We start from the raw sequence: 22,649 nt of genomic DNA on the forward strand, positions 1-22,649 counted from the left end.
CCGAAGGAATCAGCCGTCATGTCGTTCCGGTCCCCTCGTCCCAGCGTCCGCGGATTCTCGAGCGGCGCCCTCTTCGCCACCCTCGCCCTGTTCTTCGCCCTCTACGGCACCATCCTCAACATCGCCGAGGCGAGCCGCGCGCTGGCTGCCAGCAAGGAGTCGCTGGCCAACAGCAAGCGCGTCGCCGTCGCGGCGCTCGACCACCGACGCGACCCCGCCACCCACTCGCGCACCCGCATCGCGCGGTGGTGCGATGCTCCCGACGCAGCGCCCGCGACCTCGTCGGCCGCGCACCTCGACTGCCTCGGCGAACCGCCGCGCGGGGCGGGCCGCAACGTCGCCATCCGGACCGCCAGCTACACGCCCGAAGACCGCGGCCAGCGGCTCCGCTGACCGCCGCGGCGATGACGGCGGCTCCGGCTCGCACGCGTCCGCGCCCCGCTCCAGGCCGCCACGCAACATCCCCAAGGGCCGTCGGCCGCACGGGCCGCCTCGCCCGCCGCCGACGCCGCGAGCTCCCGAGAACCTGCATCGAACCAGGCGAACAAGCCGAGCCCGGTCGGCTGCAGGTGCTCGCGCAGGACAGCGCCGACCACACCGTGCCCGGCGCCGGTCCCGACAATGCGAGCACGTGGTACCCCCAATCGCGGGACCGCGGAGGACCTCCGCGAACTCAGCCCGGCGGCTCGAACGTCGAGCAGGCGGTGTCGATGACGCTGACCGCCGCGTCGAAGAACGGCGCGTAGTCGGGCGAGCAGATCGAGCCCCAGCTGCCGTACGTGAACGACTCCGCGAACTGGCGCAGGCGCGGCGAGGCCTCGGCCTGGCCGGTGCACACGGGATTGGGCTGGTCGGGGTCGCCGATGAGGCCGAGGACGACGATGTTCTTCTCGAGCCCGTACTTGGCCGCCACCAGCGCCGCGTTCCAGCCGACCGGGTTGCCGTTCGACTCCTCGTCGTCCTCCTCGTCGGTGATGAAGGTGACGACCAGGAGCGCGTCCTTGCGCAGGAAGCCGTCGTTGCACGCGCCGACCTTGTTGAGCGTCCCGACCGACGAGACCATCGCCTCCATCGGCCGCTCGCTGCCGTCGCCGTTGGTCCCGACCTTGGCCAGACACTCGAAGGTGCTGGCGAGGTTCGGCTGGCCGTCGATCATGTAGCGGTTGCCGCCGACCACCCCGCACTCGCTGTCGCTCGGGTCCTTGGTGAGGCCCACGCCCAGCGTCGCGTCACAGCCCTCGGGCTGCGGCAGCATGGTGCACGGGTAGCCCTCGCACTCGGGGAAGAACGTGCACAGGACCAGGCACTCCTGCAAGAACGCGTTGCCGGCGTCGGTGTCGATCACCATGATGTGATAGTCCTCCGCCATCACCGTGTTCTGGATCGACGAGATGAAGCCGTCGAAGCTGACCGCCAGCGCCTCCTGCTCCTCCGCCATCGAGCCCGAGTTGTCGACCACGAACAGGAAGTCGATCTTCTGACAGCCGCCCTCCGGCTCGCCGGTCTCGGGCATCGGATCGATCGGCCCGGTGTCCTCGCCGACGTCGAACTTGACCCCCTCCGACGCCCCGCCGCCGGTCGGGTTGGCCGTCGAGCCCTCGGAGGTCTCGCTCCCGCCCAGGGTCCCCGTGCCGCCCTGCTCCGTCGTCTCCCCCGTGGTATCCGGGACCGTCGCCGTGATCTGCGGGAGCGTCCCGATCGACGAGATCGAGGTCTGTTGCGTGTCCCGACTCTCGTCGGTCTCGCCGCAGGCGGCGAGCAGCGCGGTGCAGATGCAAGCAGTAGAGAAGTGGCGCATGGTCCCCCGCACCATATCCAGGAGTCACGCCGGATGTCGAGCGCACTTCTCCCGCGGCCGTCGCCCGACGCGACCGCAAAGGCCCGCTCGACGGCGTTTCGCGCCCGAGCCCCAGCCAAGCTCACAGCGCCGGGTCTGTGCGTAGAGCCGAGCGATTTCGCACGACTCGGCGGCCGGCCCTCGTCGCCTCGGCGCATGACGAGGTTGTCACGTTCCGCCGATCTCCATTCTCCGGCCCCGGCCCAATGATGCCACCACGCAGCCGCGACGGCTCCGCCACTCGCAGCGCCCGAAACCTTTTTTAAAGCGCCGTCGGCGGGCGTGATCGAGTCCTACGAATGAACGGCCTGCGACGCGCGCACCGTCGGTCGCGGCAAGGACGATCGTCGCCCTCGATCCTTCGGCTCCGATCGGCCGCTCTCCGAGCTCTGCAGCGGACGCGCAGCTCGCCGCGAGGCGCTCCTGAGTCGAATGCTCGCACGAGCTCGCGCGCGGTCCGGCGGGGTGAGTCCTTCAAGGTCGCCCCGAGTTCATCGCAGCATTCGCTGTCCGCGATCTCGACGAAATGCCGACACGCGGGCTCCGGCGCATGGCTCATGCGCCGGCCCCCGCGACTCGGCGGACCTCCTTCGCTCAGCGCCGACACGCGGGCCGAGAGCACACCGTCCGAGCGGCGCCGAACGAACGTCTCCGCGGCCTGCGCCCTGGCGCACCCTCCCAAGATGGCCAGGGCGACAGGCCGCGGGGACGACCGCTCGATCCGTCGGTCCGTGCCCCCGCGCCGTTTGCCGGCGCGGGGGCCCGTCGCGGTGACAGCGGTGGATCGCCGCTCCGCGATGATTCGCGCTCCCGAGTGCGACCTCGCCGGCGCGCCGGACGAGGCTGCGCTCCTCGGGTCAAGAGCCTCAGACTTCGTTCACGTTGAGCTCGAGGCAGGTCTGCGTGTCGATGAAGATGGCATCGTCGTCGAGGTCGCTGTCATCGCGGTCGCCGATGCCCTGACCCCAGCCGCCCCACGGGCCGATGCCCTGACCCCAGCCGCCCCACGGGCCGATGCCGGGGCCCCAGTCGCCCCAGCGGGCCTTCTCCGAGGGCGCGCAGAACATGGCGCCCTCGCCGTCGCACTGGCTGCGGCAGGTGGCGGTGTCGTCGGCCGTGTTGTCGCAGCTGGCGAGACAGGTGGGGCCGGTCAGGGTGTCGCAATCGTAGGCGCGATTGCTGCCCGTCTGGACGAAGATCTGGGTCTGGACGCAGACCGCGAGCAGCACGTCCTGCTGGTCGAGGCCGCACTCGAACTGGTCACCACCCCAGCACCACTCGGCCGGGTGGGCCGGGATTGCGAGGGGACGGGCCATCGACGGGGCGGCCGCGAGGATCGGCAGGGCGAAGGCCACGGCGGGGCACAACATGAGGATCTTGCGCAACATGGGGAGTTTCCTTTCTTCTCTCTCTTCGAAGCGCCGCCGGCTCTCTCTCCGGCGGCGACAACTCGGAATATTCGCCAGCCCGAAACCAACGCAATCCGGAATTGTGGCGAATCGCATCTCGCCGCCGGCGACGATTCGGCCGATTCGCCCGCAGGAGGCCCTCGGAGCCCGCTACGGGGGAATTTTGCCCGACTGCGGGGGCCTCCGGCGTCGTCGGCGTCGCCCGCCGATCGCCGGCGAACCCGACGAAATCTCGCCGCCGCCCGCCGCGCGCCACATTGTTCATAGCGCGAGGGTTCGCCGCAGCGACGGCGACGCCCCGCCCCCTCGTTCGCAAGCATGTACTATCATTGAGATTGCGTGGCGTCCGCGGCGTCCCGCACGGTGGGCCCCGCGCATTCACGGGCCGACCCTCGCCGAAACCGACGATGGATCGCCGCCGACATGTCCTCATACCCCACATATCACCCCGGCTGCCACATCGATCGAGCAATCTCCCTCCGGCGCCCGCCTCGGCGCGATGGCACGGAGCCCGGCGAATCCCTGCGCCCCCTTCGCCGAGCCCGACGAAGGATCGCATCCCTACGATTGCATCGAGCGCGACGAGAGGCGCATCGACTGCGGCGAATGCGTCACCCCGCGAGTCATCTCGGATGTACCGATTCAGGCCTCGCGACATCGGGGTGCGCCGGTCTCACGCCGCGAGGTCCGCCGTCGTGCTCGGCGGCCGACGCCGGCCGGAGACTCGGCGGCACTCTCCCCGCGCGCCACGCCGGCGTGGCTGCCTGTCCTTTTCGCCATGTCTCGAGGACCATCCCGGAGATCCGGCGGGCTCGGCTCGCTGCAGCTCGAGCCAGCGCCGCGCCCGCGACCTCGCGCTTGATGCGCATTTCGTCGATCGCAGCCGCACCGCGGCGGGGAGACGGCAATCCGGCAGCGGTGTCGGCAGCGCCGAACCTCCGCGGTGGCGCCCCACGGCCCGCGCGGCAGGCTTGGAGCCGTGGAGCGTCCAGTCGGAGCGGTCCTCGACGCCGCGATCCAGACCCTGCTCGCGGACACGCCGATGGTGGTCCTCACCATCGATCCCGCCGGCGCCTTCGCGCTGGTCGAGGGAGCCGGGCTCGCGCCGCTCGAGCTGTCGGCCGCCGACCCCCTGGGGCGCCGAGAGCCCGGGGCCGGCGCTGCGTTCACCGTGCGGCTCCCGCTCGCCGGCCCCGCTCCGGAGGCCGCATGACCGGCGACATCCTCGTCGTCGACGACGACGAATCGATCCGCGAGGTCATGGAGATGATCCTCGCCGACAAGGGCTACCGCGTCCGCGTCGCCGCCGACGGCGCCGAGGCGCTGCAGCAGCTGCGCGACGGCGCCGCGCCGGACGTCATCCTGCTCGACCTCATGATGCCGGGCATGGACGGCTGGACCTTCCACGACGCGCTCATTCACGACCCGACGCTCGCGCGGATCCCCGTGGTGGCGATGTCCGGCGACGGGCGGATCCAGCATAAGGCCGCGAGCATGGGCGTGACCACCCATCTGGCCAAGCCGATCGACCTCGACGACCTGCTCCGCCTGGTCGCGCGATTCACCGAATCGCCCGCCGCCGATTGAGCCGACGTCCCGTCCCCGTCGTCGAGCCGCGCTCCTACGATTGGAGCGGCGCGGCGCCCCGGTCCTGAAGGGCCCTTCATCCTGCCGGGTCGGGCCTGCGAGTGCGAAATTGCCGATCACGCGCTCATGACCGCTGCTGATCCGCGATCGCGGACCTCGCAGCCCTCGGCGCGAGCGGCCACCATCCGGGCCCATGCATTCGCGTCGCTCTCTCGTTTTCGCCCTCGTTCTCGCCGCCTGCGGTGATTCGGTGGGCGATTCCACCGGCAGCACCGGTCCCGCGGCCACCACCGAACACGCCACCGACCACGGCACCACCGACCCCGCCACCACCGAACCCGCCACCACCGGCGCCAGCACCACCGGCGAACCGACGACGGGCCCGACGACGACGACGACCGGCGGCGCCGAGGACCTCGACATGCAGCCCGAGGACTTCACGTGCATCCTCGAGTGGAACAAGGTCCGCAAGTTTCGCATCACCAACCTGCTCGGCCACCTCGACGAGGCCATGGCAGTGGCCGAGAACCCCGAGGGCGGCGTCTATCCCGTCGGCACGGTGATCCAGCTGATCCCCAACGAGGCCATGGTCAAGCGCGCCCCGGGCTTCGCGCCGGACAACTCCGACTGGGAGTTCTTCTCGCTCGAGACCGCGGCGAACGGCACGACGATCATGGCCCGCGGCACGACCGACGTCGTCAACGCCTTCGGCGGCAACTGCTTCGACTGCCACGCCAAGGCCGCCCCGCAGTGGGACCGCCTGTGCGAGGAGGGCCACGGCTGCGATCCGCTGCCGATCACGCCCGAGCAGATCGAGATGGTTCAGCAGGGCGATCCGCGCTGCCCGTGAGCAGCCCTCCTCGTCCCGCCCCCCGCAATACGATGACGGCGACTGCCGTCATTCGTCGAGGTGGATCCCGAGCATCGAGGCGATGATGGCCGTCTGCCCGCGCTAAAGTCCGAGAAACTCTCGCGGGCGGCCAATTCAGCCCAAGGGCGCCGGGTCCGATGTTACGGCGCAATCCGCTCCCATCTGGCGACATCATCATGGGTCTCGACCGGGTATCCATTCACCTCCGCACGATCGAGGCGGCCTCGCGCGAGATCGACCACGACGGTCAGGAGCATCGCTTCGCATTCCGGGACCACGGGCTCGTGGTCGCAGGGGTCGCCCACGACTGCGACGCAGTCGCCGACGGGAGCGCTCGGCCCGCTGCACGCGACCTCGTCGATCTTGACGTCTCGGCGCTCCCCGACGACGGCGGCGACATAGTCGACGATCGAGCCTTTCAGAGGAGTCCGAGCATTTTGCGCTGACTTGTTGCCGAGCAGGGAGCTCGCCGTGATGTTGGCGACTGCTGTCACCTTTTCCTGGCCGGCGGGGCGAGGAGGCGGGGGAAATTTCGGGGGCACCGATGGGCCCAGGCTGGCCCATGCTTGCGGCTCGGTCGCCGTCTGCTCGCCTCGAAGCACGAAACTGTCGTCACAGAATCGTCCATGATCCCAGCGCGCGCCGAAGCCGAAGAGCGTACTCCCGTTGATGTACAGCAACATTTCGCCCCGCGCGGAGCGGCTGCTCGGCCCTCCAGGCAGAAGCAACCGGACCATGCAGACGCCTTGAGGTACCGAGAGCATCGAGACGTGCATGCCCGATAATAGTCTCCCGAGCTCGCCGGCAGGACCAATGGGTGTACCAGCACCCGCGAGGGTCGTACGGGAATCTCTGGAGACGAAGCCGAGCGCGAGGTCGAACGACTCCTCTTGCATCTCCTCGCAGAACAGCCGCGACGGCCTGAGCGCGACCCGCCAGGTACCCGTAGGTGAGCACGTCGAATGCGCGGCGACCGGCTCGCCCGTCGGGCTTGTCTCGGGGAGAGCAGGTGGTCCCGGGGATGGAGGCACCGATCTTGCCGACGTGGGAGGAGGCGACGTCGAAGCGGCCTCTTTGCAAGCGATCATCGAGAACACGAGCAACTGGAGCGCGATATTCCCGAGGAGACGCATGGACACCGCCCGCAGACGGGTACCACACTTTCTCTTGCAGGACGACCGGATGCCGGTCCGGACGCTCCTCCTCGAATCGCCGAGACGCCTGGTAGCGACTCGCGGCCGGGCTCGTCACGACGCGGTAGACCGAACAGCGACGAACACCGCGCAGACGCCATGCGCGCCGCCGAGAAGGGAGCCTCGGCACGCCCGTACGCCGAACGCCACCTCGACGCCAGCGCGCGCGTCCTTCGCCCCTCGCGCGGCCGAGCACGCCACCGCGCGCCGGCCGGGCCCGACGCGGCAGGAACGACCGCCGCGGCCCGCGATCCGCCGCGCGCGCCACATTTTCCCGCATGCCGAGCGAACGCGAGAAGATGCTGGCCGGCGAGCTCTACCTCGCCGCCGATTTGGAGCTCGTGACCCTGCGCCGGACGGCGCGGCGGATGACGCGGCGGTTCAACGCGACCACCGAGGACGAGGCCGACGTGCGCCTCGAGATCTTGCGGACGCTGCTCGGCAGCTGCGGCCCGCGCCTCGAGATCGAGCCGCCGTTCCGCTGCGACTACGGCTTCAACATCAGCGCCGGCGACAATTTCTACATGAACTTCGACGGCGTGATCCTCGACTGCGCGCCGGTCACGATCGGCGAGAACGTGCTGTGCGGCCCCGGCGTGCACATCTACGCCGCCACCCACCCGCTGGGGCCCGAGGCGCGGAGCACCGGCCTCGAGTCGGCGCAACCGGTGACGATCGGCGATCGCGTGTGGCTCGGGGGCCGCGTGATCGTCTGCCCCGGCGTCACGATCGGCGACGACTCCGTCATCGCCGCCGGCAGCGTCGTCACTCGCGACGTACCCGCCGGCGTGCTCGCCGGCGGCAACCCGTGTCGCATCATCCGCCCGCTCACCCCGGGCTGACGCGCAGCGGCGCTCGGGCGAAGCGCTGCTCGGCCGGACGCGCACGGTTCGATTCCGCGCGTCGGCGCGGGCTCCTTGCGACGCGTCGCGGTTGTATGGGAAACCACGGCTCGGCGCGTGCGCGGCGATCCGACAACCCGGCGACCCAATCCTCGCAGTCGGGCGAGCGCGTCGCCGGCGACGCGCTCGGTGCTGGCGGTGTGCCGCGGCAGCCTCACCGGCGCGGTGTTCGAGCTGAGCGCCGCGACGACCCTCATCGGCCGCGGGCCGGGCGTCGATCTCGTCATTCCCGATCGCGGCGTGTCGCGCAAGCACGTCAAGCTGCTGCGGGGCATCGATCACGGCTTCATGGCGGTCGACCTCGGCTCGACCAATGGCACGCAGGTCAACGACCTCCCGGTCGAGCTCGTCACGCTCCGCCACGGCGACCGCATCGGCCTCGGACCCGACGTGGTGCTGTCGTTCGAGGTCGCCGACTCGCCGGAGCTGCAGCGGGTGATGGAGCAGGCCCAGGCGCGTCAGGCCGTCGCGGCGCTCAGCGAGCGCGAGGTCGAGGTCGCCCGGCTGGTCGCCGAGGGTCTGACGAATCAGGTGATCGCGGCGCGGCTCGGGATCCGCCCGCGCACCGTCGCCAGCCACCTCGAGCACGTGTATACGCGCCTCGACATCCACTCGCGCGCCGAACTCGCGCGGCGGATGGCGGAGGCCGGTCTGCTCGATCGGTGAGGCCGCGCCCGCCAGCGCGCGCGCATCGGCAGGATGACCGTCTCGCCGCCCGGGCGAGCGCGCCTCGCCTCGGGCGTTCGATCGATGTCGCGGCCGGCGGTGACGGCTAGGGTCGCGCCGCCGGACGAGGACCACGGGCCCGGCGGGATAGCGTTCATGCACACCTCTCACGTCGACCATTCCACGCGGCCAGCGGCCGCCTCCATCCTCTCCAGCCTGCTGCTCGGCGCGGCGCTGACTGTCCTGGGTTGCGGCGGCGGCGGCAAGTCGGACAAGACCGAACAGTCGCCCGCAGATCAGTTTTGCGGGTCACTGTCCGAGTACGTCCACGCCTGCGCGGCCGCGGCGACGCCGTGCGACGAGGCGATGATCGCGGATTGTGCCAGCGTCGTCGGGCTCGTCAGCGACGGCTTCCTGCGCAGCGCGAGCGACTGCATCCAGGCCGGCGGTTCGCCGTTCTCCTGCCTCGCCGGCGCCATCGGCGGGCTGGCGCCCAGCCCCGCGCACGAGGCGTTCGTGGCCCAGTTCTGCGACGAATGTGCGTTCGGCGTCGGCGGCTGCGAGGACGTGCTGCTCGGCCGCTCCGAGGGGCCGCCCGAGCTCGCGGTCGCCAGCGCGCTGGTCCTCCCGCTCGGCGACTCGCTGGTCGACGCGCTGCGAGCGGAGTGCGCGACCGGCCTCGGCTGCCTCGCCACCTTCCCGAACTGCGCCCAGAAGGTGCTCGCCCAGCAGGTCATCCCCGAACAGACGCTGCAGTGCCTGCTCGACAGCCTCAGCGGCAAGGCGCCGGCCGCACCACCTGTCTCCGAGGACAGCGCGAGCGCGTGCGGCCTGAGCGGCGGCGAGACGATGGGCCTGCCCGGGTGGACCACCGCGGGGACCGCCGGCGCGAGCGCGTCGGAGGCCACGACCACGAATGAGACCGGCGAGACGACCGCGGGCACCAGCAGCACCGGCGGCGACCCGGGGACGACCCAGAGCGAGACCACGGACGTCAGCACGAGCACCACCGATGTGGACGTGTCCACCAGCGGGAGCACGACCACCACCGGCGACAACCCCGACATGGGCGCGACGACCGACGGCTGGGACCAGCTGTGCGCGGGGCCGTTCAGCGAACACACCGAGTGCGACGTCGGCGGCCCGCTGCCCGAGGAGTGCACCTGGTGCACCGATCTGGTCTGCAACTACATCGACGCGTTCTGCTGTGATTCGCAGTGGGACGACATGTGCCAGGCGCACGCGAAGGAGCGCTGCTCGATGTCCTGCTGGGCGGGCATCGGGCTGTGCACGCACAGCCCGTGCGAGGCCGGGGCGGCGCTCACCCGATCGTGCTCGGATTGCGTCCTGGCGGTGTGCCATTCCAAGCCGTCGTGCTGCGACGTCGCGTGGGACGACGAGTGCGCGTCGATGGCCTCGGCTTGTGGGATCTGCTGACGCATGGTAGTCGGCTCACCGATGGCGTCCGACGAACTGCCCGACGACGACGCGACGCCGGTGCTGACGACGCGGGCGCCGCGGGCCAATGCCGCGTTCGCGTCGCTGTCGCGGGGTGACGCCGTCGGGCGCTACGTGATCCTCGACCGCGTCGGCGAGGGCGGCATGGGCGTCGTCCATGCCGCCTACGATCCGGAGCTCGACCGCCGGGTCGCGATCAAGCTCGTCCGCCCGGACCTCCGCGACGCCGACAGCCGCGCGCGACTGCTGCGCGAGGCCAAGGCGATGGCGCGGCTGCGTCACCCCAACGTCATCGCCATCCACGACATCGGCGAGGTCGACGATCAGGTGTTCCTGGCCATGGAGTTCATCGACGGCGTCACGCTGGGCGCGTGGCTCCGCCAGGCTCCGCGGCGCTGGCAGGAGGTCCGCGGCGTGTTCGTGCAGGCCGGCCGCGGGCTGGCGGCGGCGCATCAGGCCGGCGTGCTGCACCGCGACTTCAAGCCCGACAACGTGCTCGTGGCCCGCGACGGGCGCGCGATCGTCACCGACTTCGGGCTCGCGCGACCCACCGCGCCCACGCCCGCCGAGCTCGAGACGCTGCGCAGCACCCCGGACGCCGGGTGGCAGGCCGCGAACGACCTCACCGACGCCCGCCAGCTGCTCGGGACGCCGTCGTACATGGCGCCGGAGCAGCTCGCCGGCGGGCCGGCCGACGAGCGCTCGGAGCAGTTCGCCTTCTGCGTCGCGCTGTTCGAGGGCCTCTACGGGGTGCGGCCGTTCGCCGGCGCCTCCCTCGAGGTCCTCCGCGCCGCGATCGAGGCCGGGCAGCTCGTGCCTCGCCCGCGCGAGCGACCGACCCCCGCGTGGCTGGAGCGCGCGGTGCTCCGCGGGCTGAGCGGCGCGCCGTCGCGGCGGTGGTCGTCGATGCACGCCCTGCTGGCAGTCCTCGAGCGCGGCCCGCCGCATCGTCGCTGGCCGTGGCTGGCCGCGGGCCTGCTCGCCCTCGCCGGCGGCCTCGCGGCCCTGCGCACGCCGGCAGCGGCGGCGGAGCGCTGCTCCGGCAGCGAGCTGCGGGTCGGCCGCGTGTGGGACGACGCTCGCCGCCATTCGCTCCGCCGCGCGCTCCTGGCGACCAGCACCGGCGACCGCTCGGCGACCTCGGCCGCGGTCGAACGCGAGGTCGACCGCTACGCGCGGACCTGGGCCGAAACGCGACGGGATGCGTGTCTGGCGACCCACGCCCGCGGCGAGCAGTCGAGCGCGCAGCTCGAGCGGCGCATGGACTGCTTCGACCGCAGGCTCCGCGAGCTCGACGGCCTGCTGACGATGCTCGGGCAGGCCGAGGGCGACACGCTCGAGCACGCGGCGGGGGCCGTGCGTCGGCTGCCGGCGCCGAGCCGGTGTGCCGTCGGCGACGTCCAGCTCGAGGCGCCCGGCGCGAGCGAGGGCCCGCTGCAGAACCGCCTCGCGGAGCTGCGGACGCTCGCCCTGCTGAAGCGGAGCGCGAGGGTCTTGCCGCTGGCACAGGCGCTCGTCCGCGACGCGGATCTGGTCGCCGACCCTGCCCTCTCGCTCGAGGCGCGCTACCTGCTCGGCGGGGCCCAGCTCGACCTGGGCGACCGAACCGCCGCGGAGCACACCCTCGAGGAGACCTACTGGTCGGCGGTGCGCGCCGGGCTCGACGAGTTGGCGGCGCGAGCGGCCCTCGATCGCACCAGCGCCGCGGCTGCGGGCCCGGCGGTCGAGGCGACCCTGACGTGGGTGCGGCACGCCGAGGCCGTGGTGATGCGGGCCGGCGGCGATCCGCAGCACCTCGGCAAGCTGGCGGGGATCCTCGCGCTGGTCGAGCAGGCGCGCGGCGACTTCAAGGCCGCCCGCGAGCACTACGAGCGGGCCCTCGAGCTGTTCGCCCGCGCCGGGGCGGCGGCCCAGGGCGACGCGGGCAGCGCCCACGCCAACTACGCCGGCGCCCTGCGTCGCGCGGGCGACGAGCGAGCCGCGCGCGAGCACCACGAGCGCGCGCTCGAGCTGTTCGTGGAGCACTGGGGCAGCGACCACCCGAACACCCACAGCGTGCGCCTCAACCTCGCCGCGTTGCTCGCGGCGCACGGCGAGGAGGAGCGCGCCCGGGCGCTGCTGCAAGAGGCCCGCGTCGGCCTCGAGCAGGCGCTCGGCGCCTCGCACCCGTCGCTCGCGGCCGTGTGGGGGACGCTCGGCGGCCTCGAGTATGCCCACGGCCGCCACGGCGCGGCCCGGGCGGCGTTCGCCCGCGCGTACCAGCTCGCCCTGGCGACCTACGGGCCGGCGGACGAGCACACGCTGACCCCCCTCTTCAACCTCGGCAACACCGCCCACGCGCGCGGCGACCTGGCCGAGGCGCGTCACTTCTACGAGCAGGTGCTCGCCGCCAGGATCGCCCTGCGAGGCCCCGACCACCCCGATCTCGTCCGTTGCTGGACCGCCCTGGCGAGCGTGGCCATCGACCAGCGCCGCTTCGACGCGGCCCGCGAGGCCCTGGAGCGCGCGCTCGCGATCCGGGAGGCCGCCCTCGGCCGCCAGCACATCGACGTCGCGTGGATCCGGGTCCGCCAGGCCGAGCTCGCGGAGGCGACGGGCGCGCTCGACCAGGCCCGCGAGCGCTACCGCGAAGCCGCCGCGATCGCCGAGGCCTCGTCGGACGCGGCGCGGCCGGAGACCGGCCTCATCCTCCACGCGCTCGCGCAGCTCGAGCGACGGATGCGGCGCGACGCCGACGCGCGACGCGACGCCGAAGCGGCGCTGGCCGTCCTGTCGCGCTTCCACGACGAACACGAGCCGCGGCTCGCAGAGCTGCGGCGATTGCTCGCCGAGCTCCCGCCGACCACCGCGGCGCTCGGCGAGCATCGACCCACGCCGCCATGACACCCGGCGCCGGGTTCTTTCCTGCGAATCATCACCCTCTCCGCCCTCTCATCATTCGACCTCCCTTCGTCCCGACGCCCCGCGGCCGCGCGGCCCGTAGGGGCTACCGACGATCGGGCGCCCCTCGTGATCACGAGCGCCGCACGCACAAAAAGACATGCTCCAAAACACATGTCCATTCGGACATAGACACCCTCACGGTCGACGACGCTCGCGCCGCGGTCTCTGTTCATGGCTATCGCATCGCTCCGCCCCGCGGTGTTCCTCGTATGTGCACTCCGACGTCCTCGCATTCACCTCGTGAATGGTGTATCGTGTTTCGCGTGACAATCCCTCGCGCCCTGTTCCTCGGACTGCTCGCGGCCGTCGTGATCGTGCTCGTCCTCCTCGCCGCGCACGGCTACCACGACGACCGGCTGAACTGGCTGCTGCTCCTCCCGCTGCTCGCGCTGCACGGCGCGGCCGTATGGACTCCGGGCGACGGCTGGCCGCGCCGGCTGGTCCGCGGCGCGTTCGGGTTCGCGGTCGCCGCTGCCGCCGGGTTCGCCACCTACCTCGGCCTCGACGGGCTCACCGACTGGTTCCGCGGGATGGACGGGGACTGGTTCCTCCTCCTCCTCGTCGTGCTGCACGCCGCGGTCCCCGGCGGCACCGCGGCCGCGGCCGACTCGCCGGCCCGCGGCCTCGCGCTCGCCGGCGGCCTCACCCTCGGCCTGTGCCTCGCCAGCGAGCTCGCCGGCAACTCCCACCCGGGCTACATCATCCTCCTCGCCGTCGGCACCTCCGCCGGCGCGCTCGTCAACGCCCTCGATCTCCGCCGCCCTCGCTCGAGCTGAACCGCGCGCGGCGAGACTGTGGACTCCCCGGAAACAGTGCCTGTCTCCCCGGCCGGCTACCCCCGCGCCGCGACCGGCCCCATCGTCACGGGCATGCAGCGTCGTCTCTCGCCCGTCCTCCTCGCCCTCCTCGTCGCCGGTTGCGGCGGCGCCACCGAGGCGCCCCAGACCTTCCGCGCCTGTGATCAGGCGCCCAGCTTCGTCGAGCCGAACCCCGCCTACGCCTGGACCCCCAACGCGATCCGCCTCGTCTCCGAGGAGCTCGCGCCCGGCGTGTTTGCGATCTACGACCGCGACGCCGCCGAGCACGGCCCCGAGGGCATCCCGCTGGCCACCAGCGGCGGCTTCGTCGTCGGCGACGACGGCGTGCTGATGGTCGAGAGCATGATCAACCGCCAGCTGTTCTGTCAGGCGGTCGCGCTGGTCCAGGCCGAGACCGACAGGCCGATCCGCTACGTCGTCAACACCAGCAGCCACGGCGATCACACCTTCGGCAACGTCTTCCTCCCCGACGACGTCGAGGTCGTCCAACACGAGCAGACCGCCGACTACATCGCCTCGCACTTCGAAGAGGACGTCGCGTTCATGGAGGCCAACTTCGGCGCCGATCAGGGCATCGACGAGATCGAGCCGGTCGCCGCCGACATCCGCGTCGACGACGGCGGCTGGTCCGTCGACCTCGGCGGCGTCACCGTCGAGGCCCGCCACTACGGCTTCGCCCAGACCCCCGGCGACCTGTTCGTCTACGTCCCCGACGCCAAGGTCCTGTGGACCGGCAACGCCTTCGTCACCGAGGAGCCCGGCATCCCGTGGCTGCTCGCGGGCAACGGCGCCGCCGCCGAGGCCACCCTCGCGGCCGTCCAGGACTCGCTGCCGCCCGACGCGATCGTCGTCCCCGGCCACGGCCGTCCGCTCGCGCCCACGGCCATGGACTTCTCGATCGACTACCTCCGCGCCATGCTCGACGGGGTCGAGAGCGCAGTCGCCGACGGCCTCGATCTCGAGGCCACGGTCGCCGCGGTCGAGCTGCCCGACTACCAGGGCTACCGCCTGTGGGACTGGATTCACAAGCAGGTCAACGTCCCCAACACCTACGCCGAGCTCAACCAGTGAGCCCGGCCCACGGCGGCTCGCGCATGCGCTCGACCAGGAAGTCGACCAGCACCCGCGTCTTCGCCGGCACCCGGGGCGTCGGCGGATACACCGCGAACAACCCCAGCGGCCAGTGCCACGCCGGCAACACGCGGCGCAGCCGGCCGCCGCGCAGCTCGGCCGCCGCCAGCAGCACCGGCACGAACACGAGCCCCAGCCCCTGCGCCGCCGCCTCGATCAGCATCGACCCGTGGTTGGCGACCATGTGCCCGGTGACGTCGACCTCGACCTCGCCGCGCGGCCCTTTCACCTTCCACCGCCCCGGCGCCGCGTGGTGGGCGTAACGCAGGCACTCGTGCCCCGCCAGCTCCTCCGGCTCGCGCGGCGTCCCGGCCCGCTCGAAGTAGCGCGGGCTCGCCATCACGATCCGGTCCGTGCTCGCCAGGCGGCGCGCGATCAGCCGCGCGTCGCCGAGCTCGCCGATCCGCAGCGCCACGTCGAAGCCCTCGCCGATCAGATCGACCTGGCGATCGAGGAACACCAGCTCGAGCGTGAGCTCGGGGAAGCGCGCCTTGAACTCGGCCAGCACCCCCATGGCGTACAGCGAGCCGAACGCGTTCGGCACCGTCAGGCGCAGCGTCCCGCGCGGCGCCTGCTGCAGCTCCGCCGCCACCTGCTCGGCCTCCTCGAGGCCGCGGATCGCCTCGGTGCAGCGCTCGTAGTAGGCCCGGCCCGTCTCGGTCAGCGTCAGCTTGCGGGTGGTGCGGATCAGCAGGCGCGCGCCCAGCCGCTCCTCCAGCCGCGTCACCAGCTTGCTCGCGTAGGAGGTCGTCATTTCCAGCCGCCGCGCCGCCGCAGTGAGGCTGCCCTCCTCGACCACCCGCACGAACACCTCGGCCTCGAAGAGGCGATTCATGGGCCCAGGGTATCAGCGCGCCGGCGCTCGCGCGAGCGGCCTCGATCGCCCGCGAGGCTCGCGGCGGCGACGGCCGGATCACGACCTGCGCGTCAGCGAGCCATTGCACGCACCCCTCGCGCTCACTTCCTGGCGCCCGCGACCGGCGCGACCTTGTCGCCCTTCAAGAACGTGTAGTCCGTGCGCGGCGCCGCGGCGCCGTCGCGCGTCACCATCGCCTCGGCGAACACCCCTTCGAGGCCCCAGCTCTTCTCGAACCGGGGGCCGTCTTGCAATTGCACGTGCAGGTGCGGCTCGCTCGAGTTGCCGCTGTTACCGCACGCGCCGAGCACCTGCCCGCGGCGGACCCTGGCCCCCGGCTTGACCTTGATGCTGCCGGGGACGAGGTGCGCATAGACCGAGTAGACCTCGCCCTCGTGGCGGAGCACCACCATGTTGCCGGGCGCCATGTACGGGTTGAGCTCGCCGATCGGGCTGTCCGGCACGCCGTCGACGACGCCGGCCACCACCCCGTCGGCCATCGCCAGGATGTCCTGGCCGTACGCATAATAATCGGAGAGCGCGCGGCCGTCGCCCTTGTGTGACTTGCCGGCCGCGTCGACGATCACCAGGTCGGCGGCGCGGCGCTGCGACGGGTGAGCGACGTGGTGATTGAGCTCCTTGCGATCGCCGCCCCAGAACACCAGCCACTCGCCGCGGAACGGCAGGCCGAGGGGCGCGCTGCGGGCCACCGGCGGCGCCTGGGCCTCGGGCTCGCGGACCAGCAGTCCGGCGATTCGGCCCTGCTCGTCGACGGTCACCTGCAGCGACCACTCGCCGCGCTCGGCCACCAGGCGGAAGCGACCGCTGCGCTCGCTGGCCTCGATCGGCGTGACCTCCGTGAGACGGCCGCGCGCCTCGACCAGCGAGTGGACCAGCGGCTGCAGCTGCGACAGCGGGACCGCCGCCTGCATCTGCGGGGAGAAGCGCGCGAACAGGCCCTCGCCGTCACCGGCGTTGATGTGCTGCAGGACCTCGGCCGCCATCGCCGTCGCGGTCATGGGGCCTGGCGTCGGCTCGGTGGGCGCCGGGCTGGGCGCCGCTGCGGCCGCGGGCGCCGGCTCGGGGCATTGCGTGGTCGACGTCCTGGCGCAGCCGGCCGAGGTCGTGAGGAGCAGCGTGAGGAGCGAGGACGCGAACGCGCGCATGGCCGGCATGAAACACCGCCACGCCCGCGCCGACAAGCCGGTTCGCGGATCGCCGCAGCGAACGGCGCGCGGCGGGACCTCGAACCAGTTCCCGGGCGCGGCTCGAGAGAGCGCGCGCAGCCGAGCCCGACGGACGCGGGCCCCGCCGGCGCGCTGCGGCGAATCAGCCCGGCGGGATCACCAGGTCGGTCAGGGCGATCGCGTTGCCGCCGGCCGGATAGGCGTACGACGAATAGCTGTCGAGGCCCCAGACCACCAGGCCGAACTTGCCCTCGCTCTCGGCGGTGTGCTGGCCGTTGGTGCAGCCATTGACGCCGACGTCGGCGCGGATGAGGTCGACCGTGGTGACCTCGAAGCGAGCGTCGCCGCCGACCGGCTGCCAGCCGCCGATCGTCCCCAGGCAATCGACGGTGACATCTTTGAAGCCGTCGCCGTCGTCGACGCGGGTGACCACCAGGTTGGTGGTGGCGAACGACGGATCGGTGAAGAAGATGTATTCTTGCAGGAACTGCGCCGGCGGCAGCAGGACCACCCATTCCTCGTCGCCGAGCAATTGCATGAACCCCATCGCAGTCGCGCCCGGGCGGGTGCCGCCGGGGATGTTGCAGGTGTCCATGATCTGCGACAGCACGAACGGGTGCTCGGCGTCCTGGCTGCGGATCTGGAACGAGCCGGTGGCCGGGAAGTCGACCACCTGGCCCTGCGCCAGGGTCGCCGGGGCGCCCGGCACCGGCGGGTCGTAGGTCAGCGTCGTGCCGTCGACCGCGCCCACCACCCGGTACTCGATCTCCTCCGGCGCCAGGTCGGCGCGGCGGGTCTCGTACGCGGCGGCCACGTATTCGTAGCCGAGCGCCGTGACCGCGTGGTTCTGCTGGTGCGTCGCCTCGCCGCCGGGGGCCATCATCGGCTGCAGGCGCAGGAAGCGGTTGCCGGTGTGCAGCGCGACCGGCTTGTCGCTGAGGATCAGCGTGCCCGAGGCGTCGCCGGCCCCGGCAGCGACCTCCCATTGCACATACTCGCCGGCGTCGACGGTGAACGTCTTGACCACGTCCTTGGCCGCGCCCTCGACGTCGGGCCCCGGCTCGAGATCGGCGGTCGGACGGATCTCCACGGTCGTGCCGTCCTGGGCCCCGACCACCTGCAGCCACAGCGGCCCGGGCGGCACGAAGGTGCCCGCGGGCGGCATCACTGCCACGTAATTGGTGCCCCACGCGCTGGTCGGGAACAGCAGCTCCGCGCTCGGGATATACGAGAAGGCGCCGCCGAACGGGGCGATGTCGTAGGCGGTCAGCGGGATGTCGGAGGTCACGTGAAAGTTGAGGCCGCGGCCCGTCGCGTCGACCTGGGTGGCCGCGCCCGCTGCGTCGGGCACCGGGCAATTGAGCGATTGCTGGGTCTCGGGGTGGATCGAATTGGGGTGACTCGACAGGAACAGCACCGCGACCTCGCCGGGGGCCAGGCCCGTCGCGGCGACCGGCGACCAGTCCTCGGGCGCCTGCCCCGGCGTGACCACGCGGGCGAAACTGCCGAGGTCGAACGCGGCCCCGTCGCGCGACACCTCGATCTTGGCCGGGTGCCCCCAGCTGTTGGTCACGAACGCGGCGAAGCACGGCGGCGTCGGCAAGAACGGCGACGTCGGCGGCGTGGGGATCTGGAACTCGCAGCCGAAGTTGGCCTTGCTGGCGCCCGCGGCCTCGCAGGCGGGCACGCACTTGGCGTCGGCGCAGCCATGATCGGTCTCGCACTCCTCGACGACCTGCCCGGTGTTGTCGACCACCGCGTGCAGGTCGGGGCTGCACTGCAACATCTTCGGCACGTCGGGCGCGCCGCCGAGGTCGAAGATCGGGCCCGAATCGGTGGTCGAGCCGGTCGTCGTCGGCGCCGAGTCGGTGCCGCTGCTGGTCGGCCCGGTCGTGCTGCCGCCGTCGCTGGCCTCGCTCGTGCCGGTCGGCATGGTCGCGGTCGCGGTCGCGGTCGTGGTCGCGGACGCGGCGTCGCTGTCGGCCGGCCGGCCGTCGTCGCCGCACGCGACGAGCGCAGGCACCATCAAGATTGCAGCGGTCAGGCGATTCATCGGTTGCGAGTACCCTGCGGCCGCCGGCATGGTCAAGGGGCCGGCATCGGCGGGCCGGTGGATGTCGCAATCGCGACGAAGCTGCGCGCGCGACCGTGACAGCGGCGCTCGCTCGCGCGCCCGCGGAATCACCGGTGCGCAGACGGCCGCGCATCACGGGTTCGACGACTCGGGCCTCGCGCGGGCATCGCTCGCGAGTGGGCCCCGACTTGCGCGTGGTCTTCTGCGGCGGACCCGCGAGGACGAGGACGACCGCCAGGGCAACGGCAAGGCCGACGAGCGAGCGAGACACGCACGATATGGCCGGCGCGGACGCCGGCGCGTCGCGCGAGCTCACCAGGGCGGAAGGTCGGCTGTGTCGGGTCGCGACATCCCCGTGCGAGGCTTTGCAATTTCCGACTTGTCTCCGAGAATGCGGGCGTGCGTCAGGGTCCGCCAGCCTGTTTCGGCCCGCCTGCGTTGGCGACCGCGGAGCCGACCCCGGCCGCGGACGCCAGCGTGGGCGCGGAGATCTGGGCCGGCGGCGTTCGCCTGTACATCCATGGATATGCCGAGCGCGACCGGGCCTATGACCACGAGCCCCTGTCCTGCTGGCTGCCGCTGGCGAAGCTGCGCTGCCTGTGCACGACCCTGGCGACGGGACAGGACGCTGTGTTCAGGGAAGCGGCGGGGGAGCACGTATACGGCAGCGTGTTCTCCTTCGACTCCCACACACGCGCCATCGATCCCGATCGAACCGACCTGGAGCTCTGGTTCTACCCCATGAACGAGCGCCGTCTCGTGCTCCGGGTCGCCGCTGGTCCGCTGGTCGTGGCCCTGTCGATGCAGCTGGAATGGTCCCGGAATCAGCTCCCCCAGATCGCCCCCGAAGCAGTCCCATCAAACATGCCGCTCGTCATCGAGTGCCAGACCCTGCTGGACGCCGCGGCCCAGCGTATGCGCGTGGACGACATTGGCCGATCCTCGGGTCAATGACCGAGATCGCGCGCGCCGTCGCCGGGTCCGCGCTACACAAGCCGGGGCTCACGGCGATGCCCGCGGAGCGCGGCCCGGACGAGGGCGTCGTAGCGAGGCAGCGCGACGCGCAGCCAGGAGCGGCCGCCGGCGCGCTCGTCGTGCATCGCGTGGCTCGCGGCGAATGCGGCCTCGTCGGTCCGCCTCGCTGCGAGGTGTGTCCGTGACCCGCCCGTCACTCGTGCGTGCAGTCGACGACTGCCACGACCAGACGTGTCGGGTACTGCCCGTCACTCGCGCGTGCGGGCGACGATCGCCGCGACCAGGCGCGCCAGGGCCGGCGGGTGCTCGGCGAGGTAGAGCGACGGCTCGATCAGCTCCAGCTCCATGATCCGCGGCGCGCCGGCGTCGTCGCGGACCACGTCGACGCGGGCGTACAGCAGGCGAGCGGCGAGCGGCGCCAGGGCGGCCTCGGCGAGCTCGCGCTCGTCGTCGGCGATCGCCAGCGCCTCCGACACGCGCTCGTGCTCGCCGGCGAAGCGGGCGGTCTTGCGGATCGCGTGGGTCAGGGCGCCGTCGATCCAGATCAGCGCGCGCTCCCCGGGCTCCTCGACCCCGCGCAGGTACGGCTGCACCATCGTGTCGCGCAGCGCCACGTCCGCGGTGAAGCGCTGCTGGCTCAGCTCCGCCTCGGCGCGGTCGATCCGCCACGTCCCCAGGGAGGCGGCCGAGACGGCCGGCTTGACGACCGCCCGCGACCACCCGCGCTCGTCCAGCAGGGCCGCGAGCTCGGGCGCGGCCCCGCGGGCGAGGTGCACAGTGTCGACCACGGCGACGCCGCGGGCGGCCAGCCGCGCCAGGTAACTCTTATGATAATTGTCCTCGAGGACAGGCAGCGGATTGAGCATTCGCGTGACCCCGGCGACCCGCCGCGCCCACGCCAGGAAGTCGTCCGGGCGGTGCGGATAATTCCAGGTCGAGCGCAGCACGCACAGGTCGACCTCGTGCCAGGCCGCCTCCGGGTCGTCCCAGGCCAGCACGCGCGGCCCCAGCCCCGCGCGCGCGAGGGCGGCGACGAGCAGCTCCTCGTCGGGGTCGGGCTCGGGCTTGTGGAGGCAGGTGGCGAGGGCGACGCGCATGGCGGGCGGAGGATAGCCGAAATCGCGCCCGGCCGTCGCCCGCGCCCGCGGCTGCGCAGGCCCCTGCGCGCCCAGGCGCGGAGGACGCGGCCGGCCCGAAGACGAACGCCGTCCCCGCCGGATATGCATCGACATGTCCCGAAAGACACTCCATTGAATCACGTCGTTCCCACGGATCGCGCCGCGCGGCCGCGCCCCTGTTCGCCTCGTCTTGCGCCCCGGCGCGGTTCATTGCATCGTCGAAGGGTTTGGAGGTGTTCGGGTGCGACACGAGACGTATCAGAGGATCTTGTGGTGGGTGTGCCTGCTGGTCGCGCCGCTGGTGCTGACGGTCATCGAGCTGTTCCACCCGGCGGGCTTCACCGAGCACCCCGGGATGTACGCGTATCTGTCGCAGCCCGAGGCGCACGACGCCTCGCACAAGGCGCTGGCCTACTTCGGCCCCGACTGGTGGTTCACCCTGCACATGATCCAGACGCCGATGATGGCGCTGGTCGCCGTCGGCGTGTGGCTGCTCGTCAGCGACGTCCGCACCGTCCACGGCCCGCTCGCGGTCGCGTGCGCCTGGCTGTCGCGCCTCGCCTCGTTCGTGTTCCTGATCTACTACACCGCCCTCGACTCGATCGGCGGCATCGGCCTCGGCCGCACGATCGTCCTGACTCAAGAGATGGTGGCGCGCGGCGAGCTCAGCGACCAGGAATTACAAGGAGTCATCGTCGCGCTCGACGCCACGTGGGTCGATCCGTGGGTCGGCGGAGTCGGCTCGTTCATCAGCGAGACGGGCTCATGGGCGGCCTTCGCCATGACCGCCCTGGCCGCAGCCGCCCGCTTCTTCGCCAAGCAGGGCCCGTGGGCGGCCCTGGTGCTGCTCGGCGTGGCCGGGTGGATCCTCCAGCTCAGCCACGCGGCCCTGCACGGGCCGTTCGCGTTCATGCTGCTGGCCGCGGCCGCGATCTGGCTGGCGTGGTGGGAGCGCCAGCAGGCGAAGCCATGACGCCCGCTCAAAAGCTCGTGTTACTGTCGACACCGCACTCGCCCGCGCACAGCTGGCACGCCTCGGGGGACGGCGCGCCGCAGGTGCACTTCTCCCAGCCTGCGGGCGGCGGAGTCGGCGTGTTGGGGAACGCGACCACCCGGCCGGTCTCGACCTCGAAGTAGCCCGACGGCGCGTCGGGGCCGCCGCCTTCCAGGTGATAACAGAAGCCGACCTCGCCCAGCTCGCCGAACACGCACTCGCCGTCGCGCACGGACACCTCGAGGCCGGGGATGAACACGCAATCCACGCCGGCCTTGCACGCGGCCTCGGTGAAGTTGAGGTGACAGGGCGTCGCCGGTGCCCCGGTGGACGAGCCCGTCGTCGATGGGTCCGACGTCGGCGCGTCGGTGGTGCTGGTGGAGGAGCCCGTGGAGGTCACGGGGCCGTCGGTGGTTTCGCTGCCGCTCGCGGTCGCAGTGCCGGCCGAGGTCTCGCTGGCGCTCGCAAGGGATGGATCCGCGGCGGTCTCGCTGGCGCTCGCAGGGACCGGGTCGGTCTCGCTCGTCGCCTCGGTGCCGCCGGGGTTCTTGCTGCAACCGCCGGCGAGGATCACCGCCGGCAATAATGTCCACAACGCTCTTGCCTCGATCATGAAAAGCTCCAGTCCCT

The 22,649-nt window shown here is 72.0% G+C and carries 20 protein-coding genes; 12 read left to right on the forward strand and 8 right to left on the reverse strand.

Annotated features, from left to right (window positions below; genetic code table 11):
* Positions 1-18: 18 nt before the first annotated feature.
* On the forward strand, positions 19-393 hold the full coding sequence (locus O0S08_RS31845; protein WP_269033132.1) for a hypothetical protein: 375 nt from the start codon (positions 19-21) through the stop codon (positions 391-393).
* A 280-nt stretch (positions 394-673) separates the two neighbouring features.
* Here the strand turns inward: O0S08_RS31845 and O0S08_RS31850 are convergent, their stop codons facing one another.
* Both O0S08_RS31850 and O0S08_RS31855 read right to left on the reverse strand, forming a co-directional pair.
* Positions 674-1,798, reverse strand: a complete 1,125-nt coding sequence (locus O0S08_RS31850) for a hypothetical protein (protein ID WP_269033133.1) — start codon at positions 1,796-1,798, stop codon at positions 674-676.
* A 905-nt stretch (positions 1,799-2,703) separates the two neighbouring features.
* The gene (locus tag O0S08_RS31855; protein ID WP_269033134.1) at positions 2,704-3,225 is read right to left on the reverse strand and encodes a hypothetical protein; all 522 of its coding nucleotides are present in this window, start codon (positions 3,223-3,225) and stop codon (positions 2,704-2,706) included.
* A gap of 1,000 nt (positions 3,226-4,225) precedes the next feature.
* Here O0S08_RS31855 and O0S08_RS31860 point away from each other — a divergent pair.
* From O0S08_RS31860 to O0S08_RS31870, 3 genes are all read left to right on the forward strand, one after another.
* Positions 4,226-4,459, forward strand: a complete 234-nt coding sequence (locus tag O0S08_RS31860) for a hypothetical protein (RefSeq protein ID WP_269033135.1) — start codon at positions 4,226-4,228, stop codon at positions 4,457-4,459.
* Entirely contained in the window at positions 4,456-4,833 is a 378-nt protein-coding gene (locus tag O0S08_RS31865; RefSeq protein WP_269033136.1) for a response regulator, read from the forward strand. The genes O0S08_RS31860 and O0S08_RS31865 overlap by 4 nt, the downstream gene beginning before the upstream one ends.
* Before the next feature lie 250 nt (positions 4,834-5,083).
* The gene (locus O0S08_RS31870) at positions 5,084-5,683 is read left to right on the forward strand and encodes a hypothetical protein (protein ID WP_269033137.1); all 600 of its coding nucleotides are present in this window, start codon (positions 5,084-5,086) and stop codon (positions 5,681-5,683) included.
* A 161-nt stretch (positions 5,684-5,844) separates the two neighbouring features.
* On the opposite strand, the gene O0S08_RS31875 is transcribed toward O0S08_RS31870, so the two are convergent.
* Positions 5,845-6,480, reverse strand: a complete 636-nt coding sequence (locus tag O0S08_RS31875) for a hypothetical protein (RefSeq protein ID WP_269033138.1) — start codon at positions 6,478-6,480, stop codon at positions 5,845-5,847.
* 695 nt (positions 6,481-7,175) lie between these two features.
* On the opposite strand from O0S08_RS31875, the gene O0S08_RS31880 reads away from it, so the two are divergent.
* The 6 genes from O0S08_RS31880 to O0S08_RS31905 all read left to right on the forward strand — a co-directional run bounded on the left by O0S08_RS31880 (position 7,176) and on the right by O0S08_RS31905 (position 14,755).
* Positions 7,176-7,739, forward strand: a complete 564-nt coding sequence (locus O0S08_RS31880) for a sugar O-acetyltransferase (protein ID WP_269033139.1) — start codon at positions 7,176-7,178, stop codon at positions 7,737-7,739.
* A 198-nt stretch (positions 7,740-7,937) separates the two neighbouring features.
* Complete coding sequence (locus tag O0S08_RS31885) at positions 7,938-8,465, forward strand: LuxR C-terminal-related transcriptional regulator (RefSeq protein WP_269033140.1); 528 nt, start codon at positions 7,938-7,940, stop codon at positions 8,463-8,465.
* A 156-nt stretch (positions 8,466-8,621) separates the two neighbouring features.
* Positions 8,622-9,902, forward strand: a complete 1,281-nt coding sequence (locus tag O0S08_RS31890) for a hypothetical protein (protein WP_269033141.1) — start codon at positions 8,622-8,624, stop codon at positions 9,900-9,902.
* 21 nt (positions 9,903-9,923) lie between these two features.
* Positions 9,924-12,806 carry a serine/threonine-protein kinase gene (locus O0S08_RS31895; RefSeq protein ID WP_269033142.1) on the forward strand — a complete coding sequence of 961 codons (2,883 nt, stop codon included), beginning with the start codon at positions 9,924-9,926 and terminating at the stop codon, positions 12,804-12,806.
* A gap of 323 nt (positions 12,807-13,129) precedes the next feature.
* Positions 13,130-13,642 (forward strand): hypothetical protein, encoded by a 513-nt coding sequence (locus O0S08_RS31900; protein ID WP_269033143.1) that lies wholly within the window; start codon positions 13,130-13,132, stop codon positions 13,640-13,642.
* A gap of 93 nt (positions 13,643-13,735) precedes the next feature.
* Entirely contained in the window at positions 13,736-14,755 is a 1,020-nt protein-coding gene (locus O0S08_RS31905; RefSeq protein WP_269033144.1) for an MBL fold metallo-hydrolase, read from the forward strand.
* Here O0S08_RS31905 and O0S08_RS31910 read toward each other — a convergent pair.
* The 3 genes from O0S08_RS31910 to O0S08_RS31920 all read right to left on the reverse strand — a co-directional run bounded on the left by O0S08_RS31910 (position 14,745) and on the right by O0S08_RS31920 (position 18,911).
* Positions 14,745-15,650 carry a LysR family transcriptional regulator gene (locus O0S08_RS31910; protein WP_269033145.1) on the reverse strand — a complete coding sequence of 302 codons (906 nt, stop codon included), beginning with the start codon at positions 15,648-15,650 and terminating at the stop codon, positions 14,745-14,747. The genes O0S08_RS31905 and O0S08_RS31910 overlap by 11 nt on opposite strands.
* A 122-nt stretch (positions 15,651-15,772) precedes the next feature.
* Positions 15,773-16,837 (reverse strand): peptidoglycan DD-metalloendopeptidase family protein, encoded by a 1,065-nt coding sequence (locus tag O0S08_RS31915; RefSeq protein ID WP_269033146.1) that lies wholly within the window; start codon positions 16,835-16,837, stop codon positions 15,773-15,775.
* 163 nt (positions 16,838-17,000) lie between these two features.
* Positions 17,001-18,911 (reverse strand): IgGFc-binding protein, encoded by a 1,911-nt coding sequence (locus tag O0S08_RS31920; RefSeq protein ID WP_269033147.1) that lies wholly within the window; start codon positions 18,909-18,911, stop codon positions 17,001-17,003.
* Between the two features lie 498 nt (positions 18,912-19,409).
* Here O0S08_RS31920 and O0S08_RS31925 point away from each other — a divergent pair, with 498 nt between their 5' ends.
* Positions 19,410-19,886 carry a hypothetical protein gene (locus O0S08_RS31925; protein WP_269033148.1) on the forward strand — a complete coding sequence of 159 codons (477 nt, stop codon included), beginning with the start codon at positions 19,410-19,412 and terminating at the stop codon, positions 19,884-19,886.
* Positions 19,887-20,155: 269 nt separating this feature from the next.
* On the opposite strand, the gene O0S08_RS31930 is transcribed toward O0S08_RS31925, so the two are convergent.
* Positions 20,156-21,004: an ATP-grasp domain-containing protein gene (locus tag O0S08_RS31930; RefSeq protein WP_269033149.1), complete on the reverse strand. Its 849-nt coding sequence runs from the start codon at positions 21,002-21,004 to the stop codon at positions 20,156-20,158.
* 262 nt (positions 21,005-21,266) lie between these two features.
* On the opposite strand from O0S08_RS31930, the gene O0S08_RS31935 reads away from it, so the two are divergent.
* The gene (locus O0S08_RS31935) at positions 21,267-21,998 is read left to right on the forward strand and encodes a hypothetical protein (RefSeq protein ID WP_269033150.1); all 732 of its coding nucleotides are present in this window, start codon (positions 21,267-21,269) and stop codon (positions 21,996-21,998) included.
* A 7-nt stretch (positions 21,999-22,005) separates the two neighbouring features.
* Here O0S08_RS31935 and O0S08_RS31940 read toward each other — a convergent pair whose 3' ends face one another.
* Entirely contained in the window at positions 22,006-22,632 is a 627-nt protein-coding gene (locus O0S08_RS31940) for a hypothetical protein (protein WP_269033151.1), read from the reverse strand.
* Positions 22,633-22,649: the final 17 nt, after the last annotated feature.

Origin of the sequence: Nannocystis punicea (assembly GCF_026965555.1) — a bacterium.
Lineage (GTDB): Bacteria > Myxococcota_A > Polyangia > Nannocystales > Nannocystaceae > Nannocystis > Nannocystis punicea.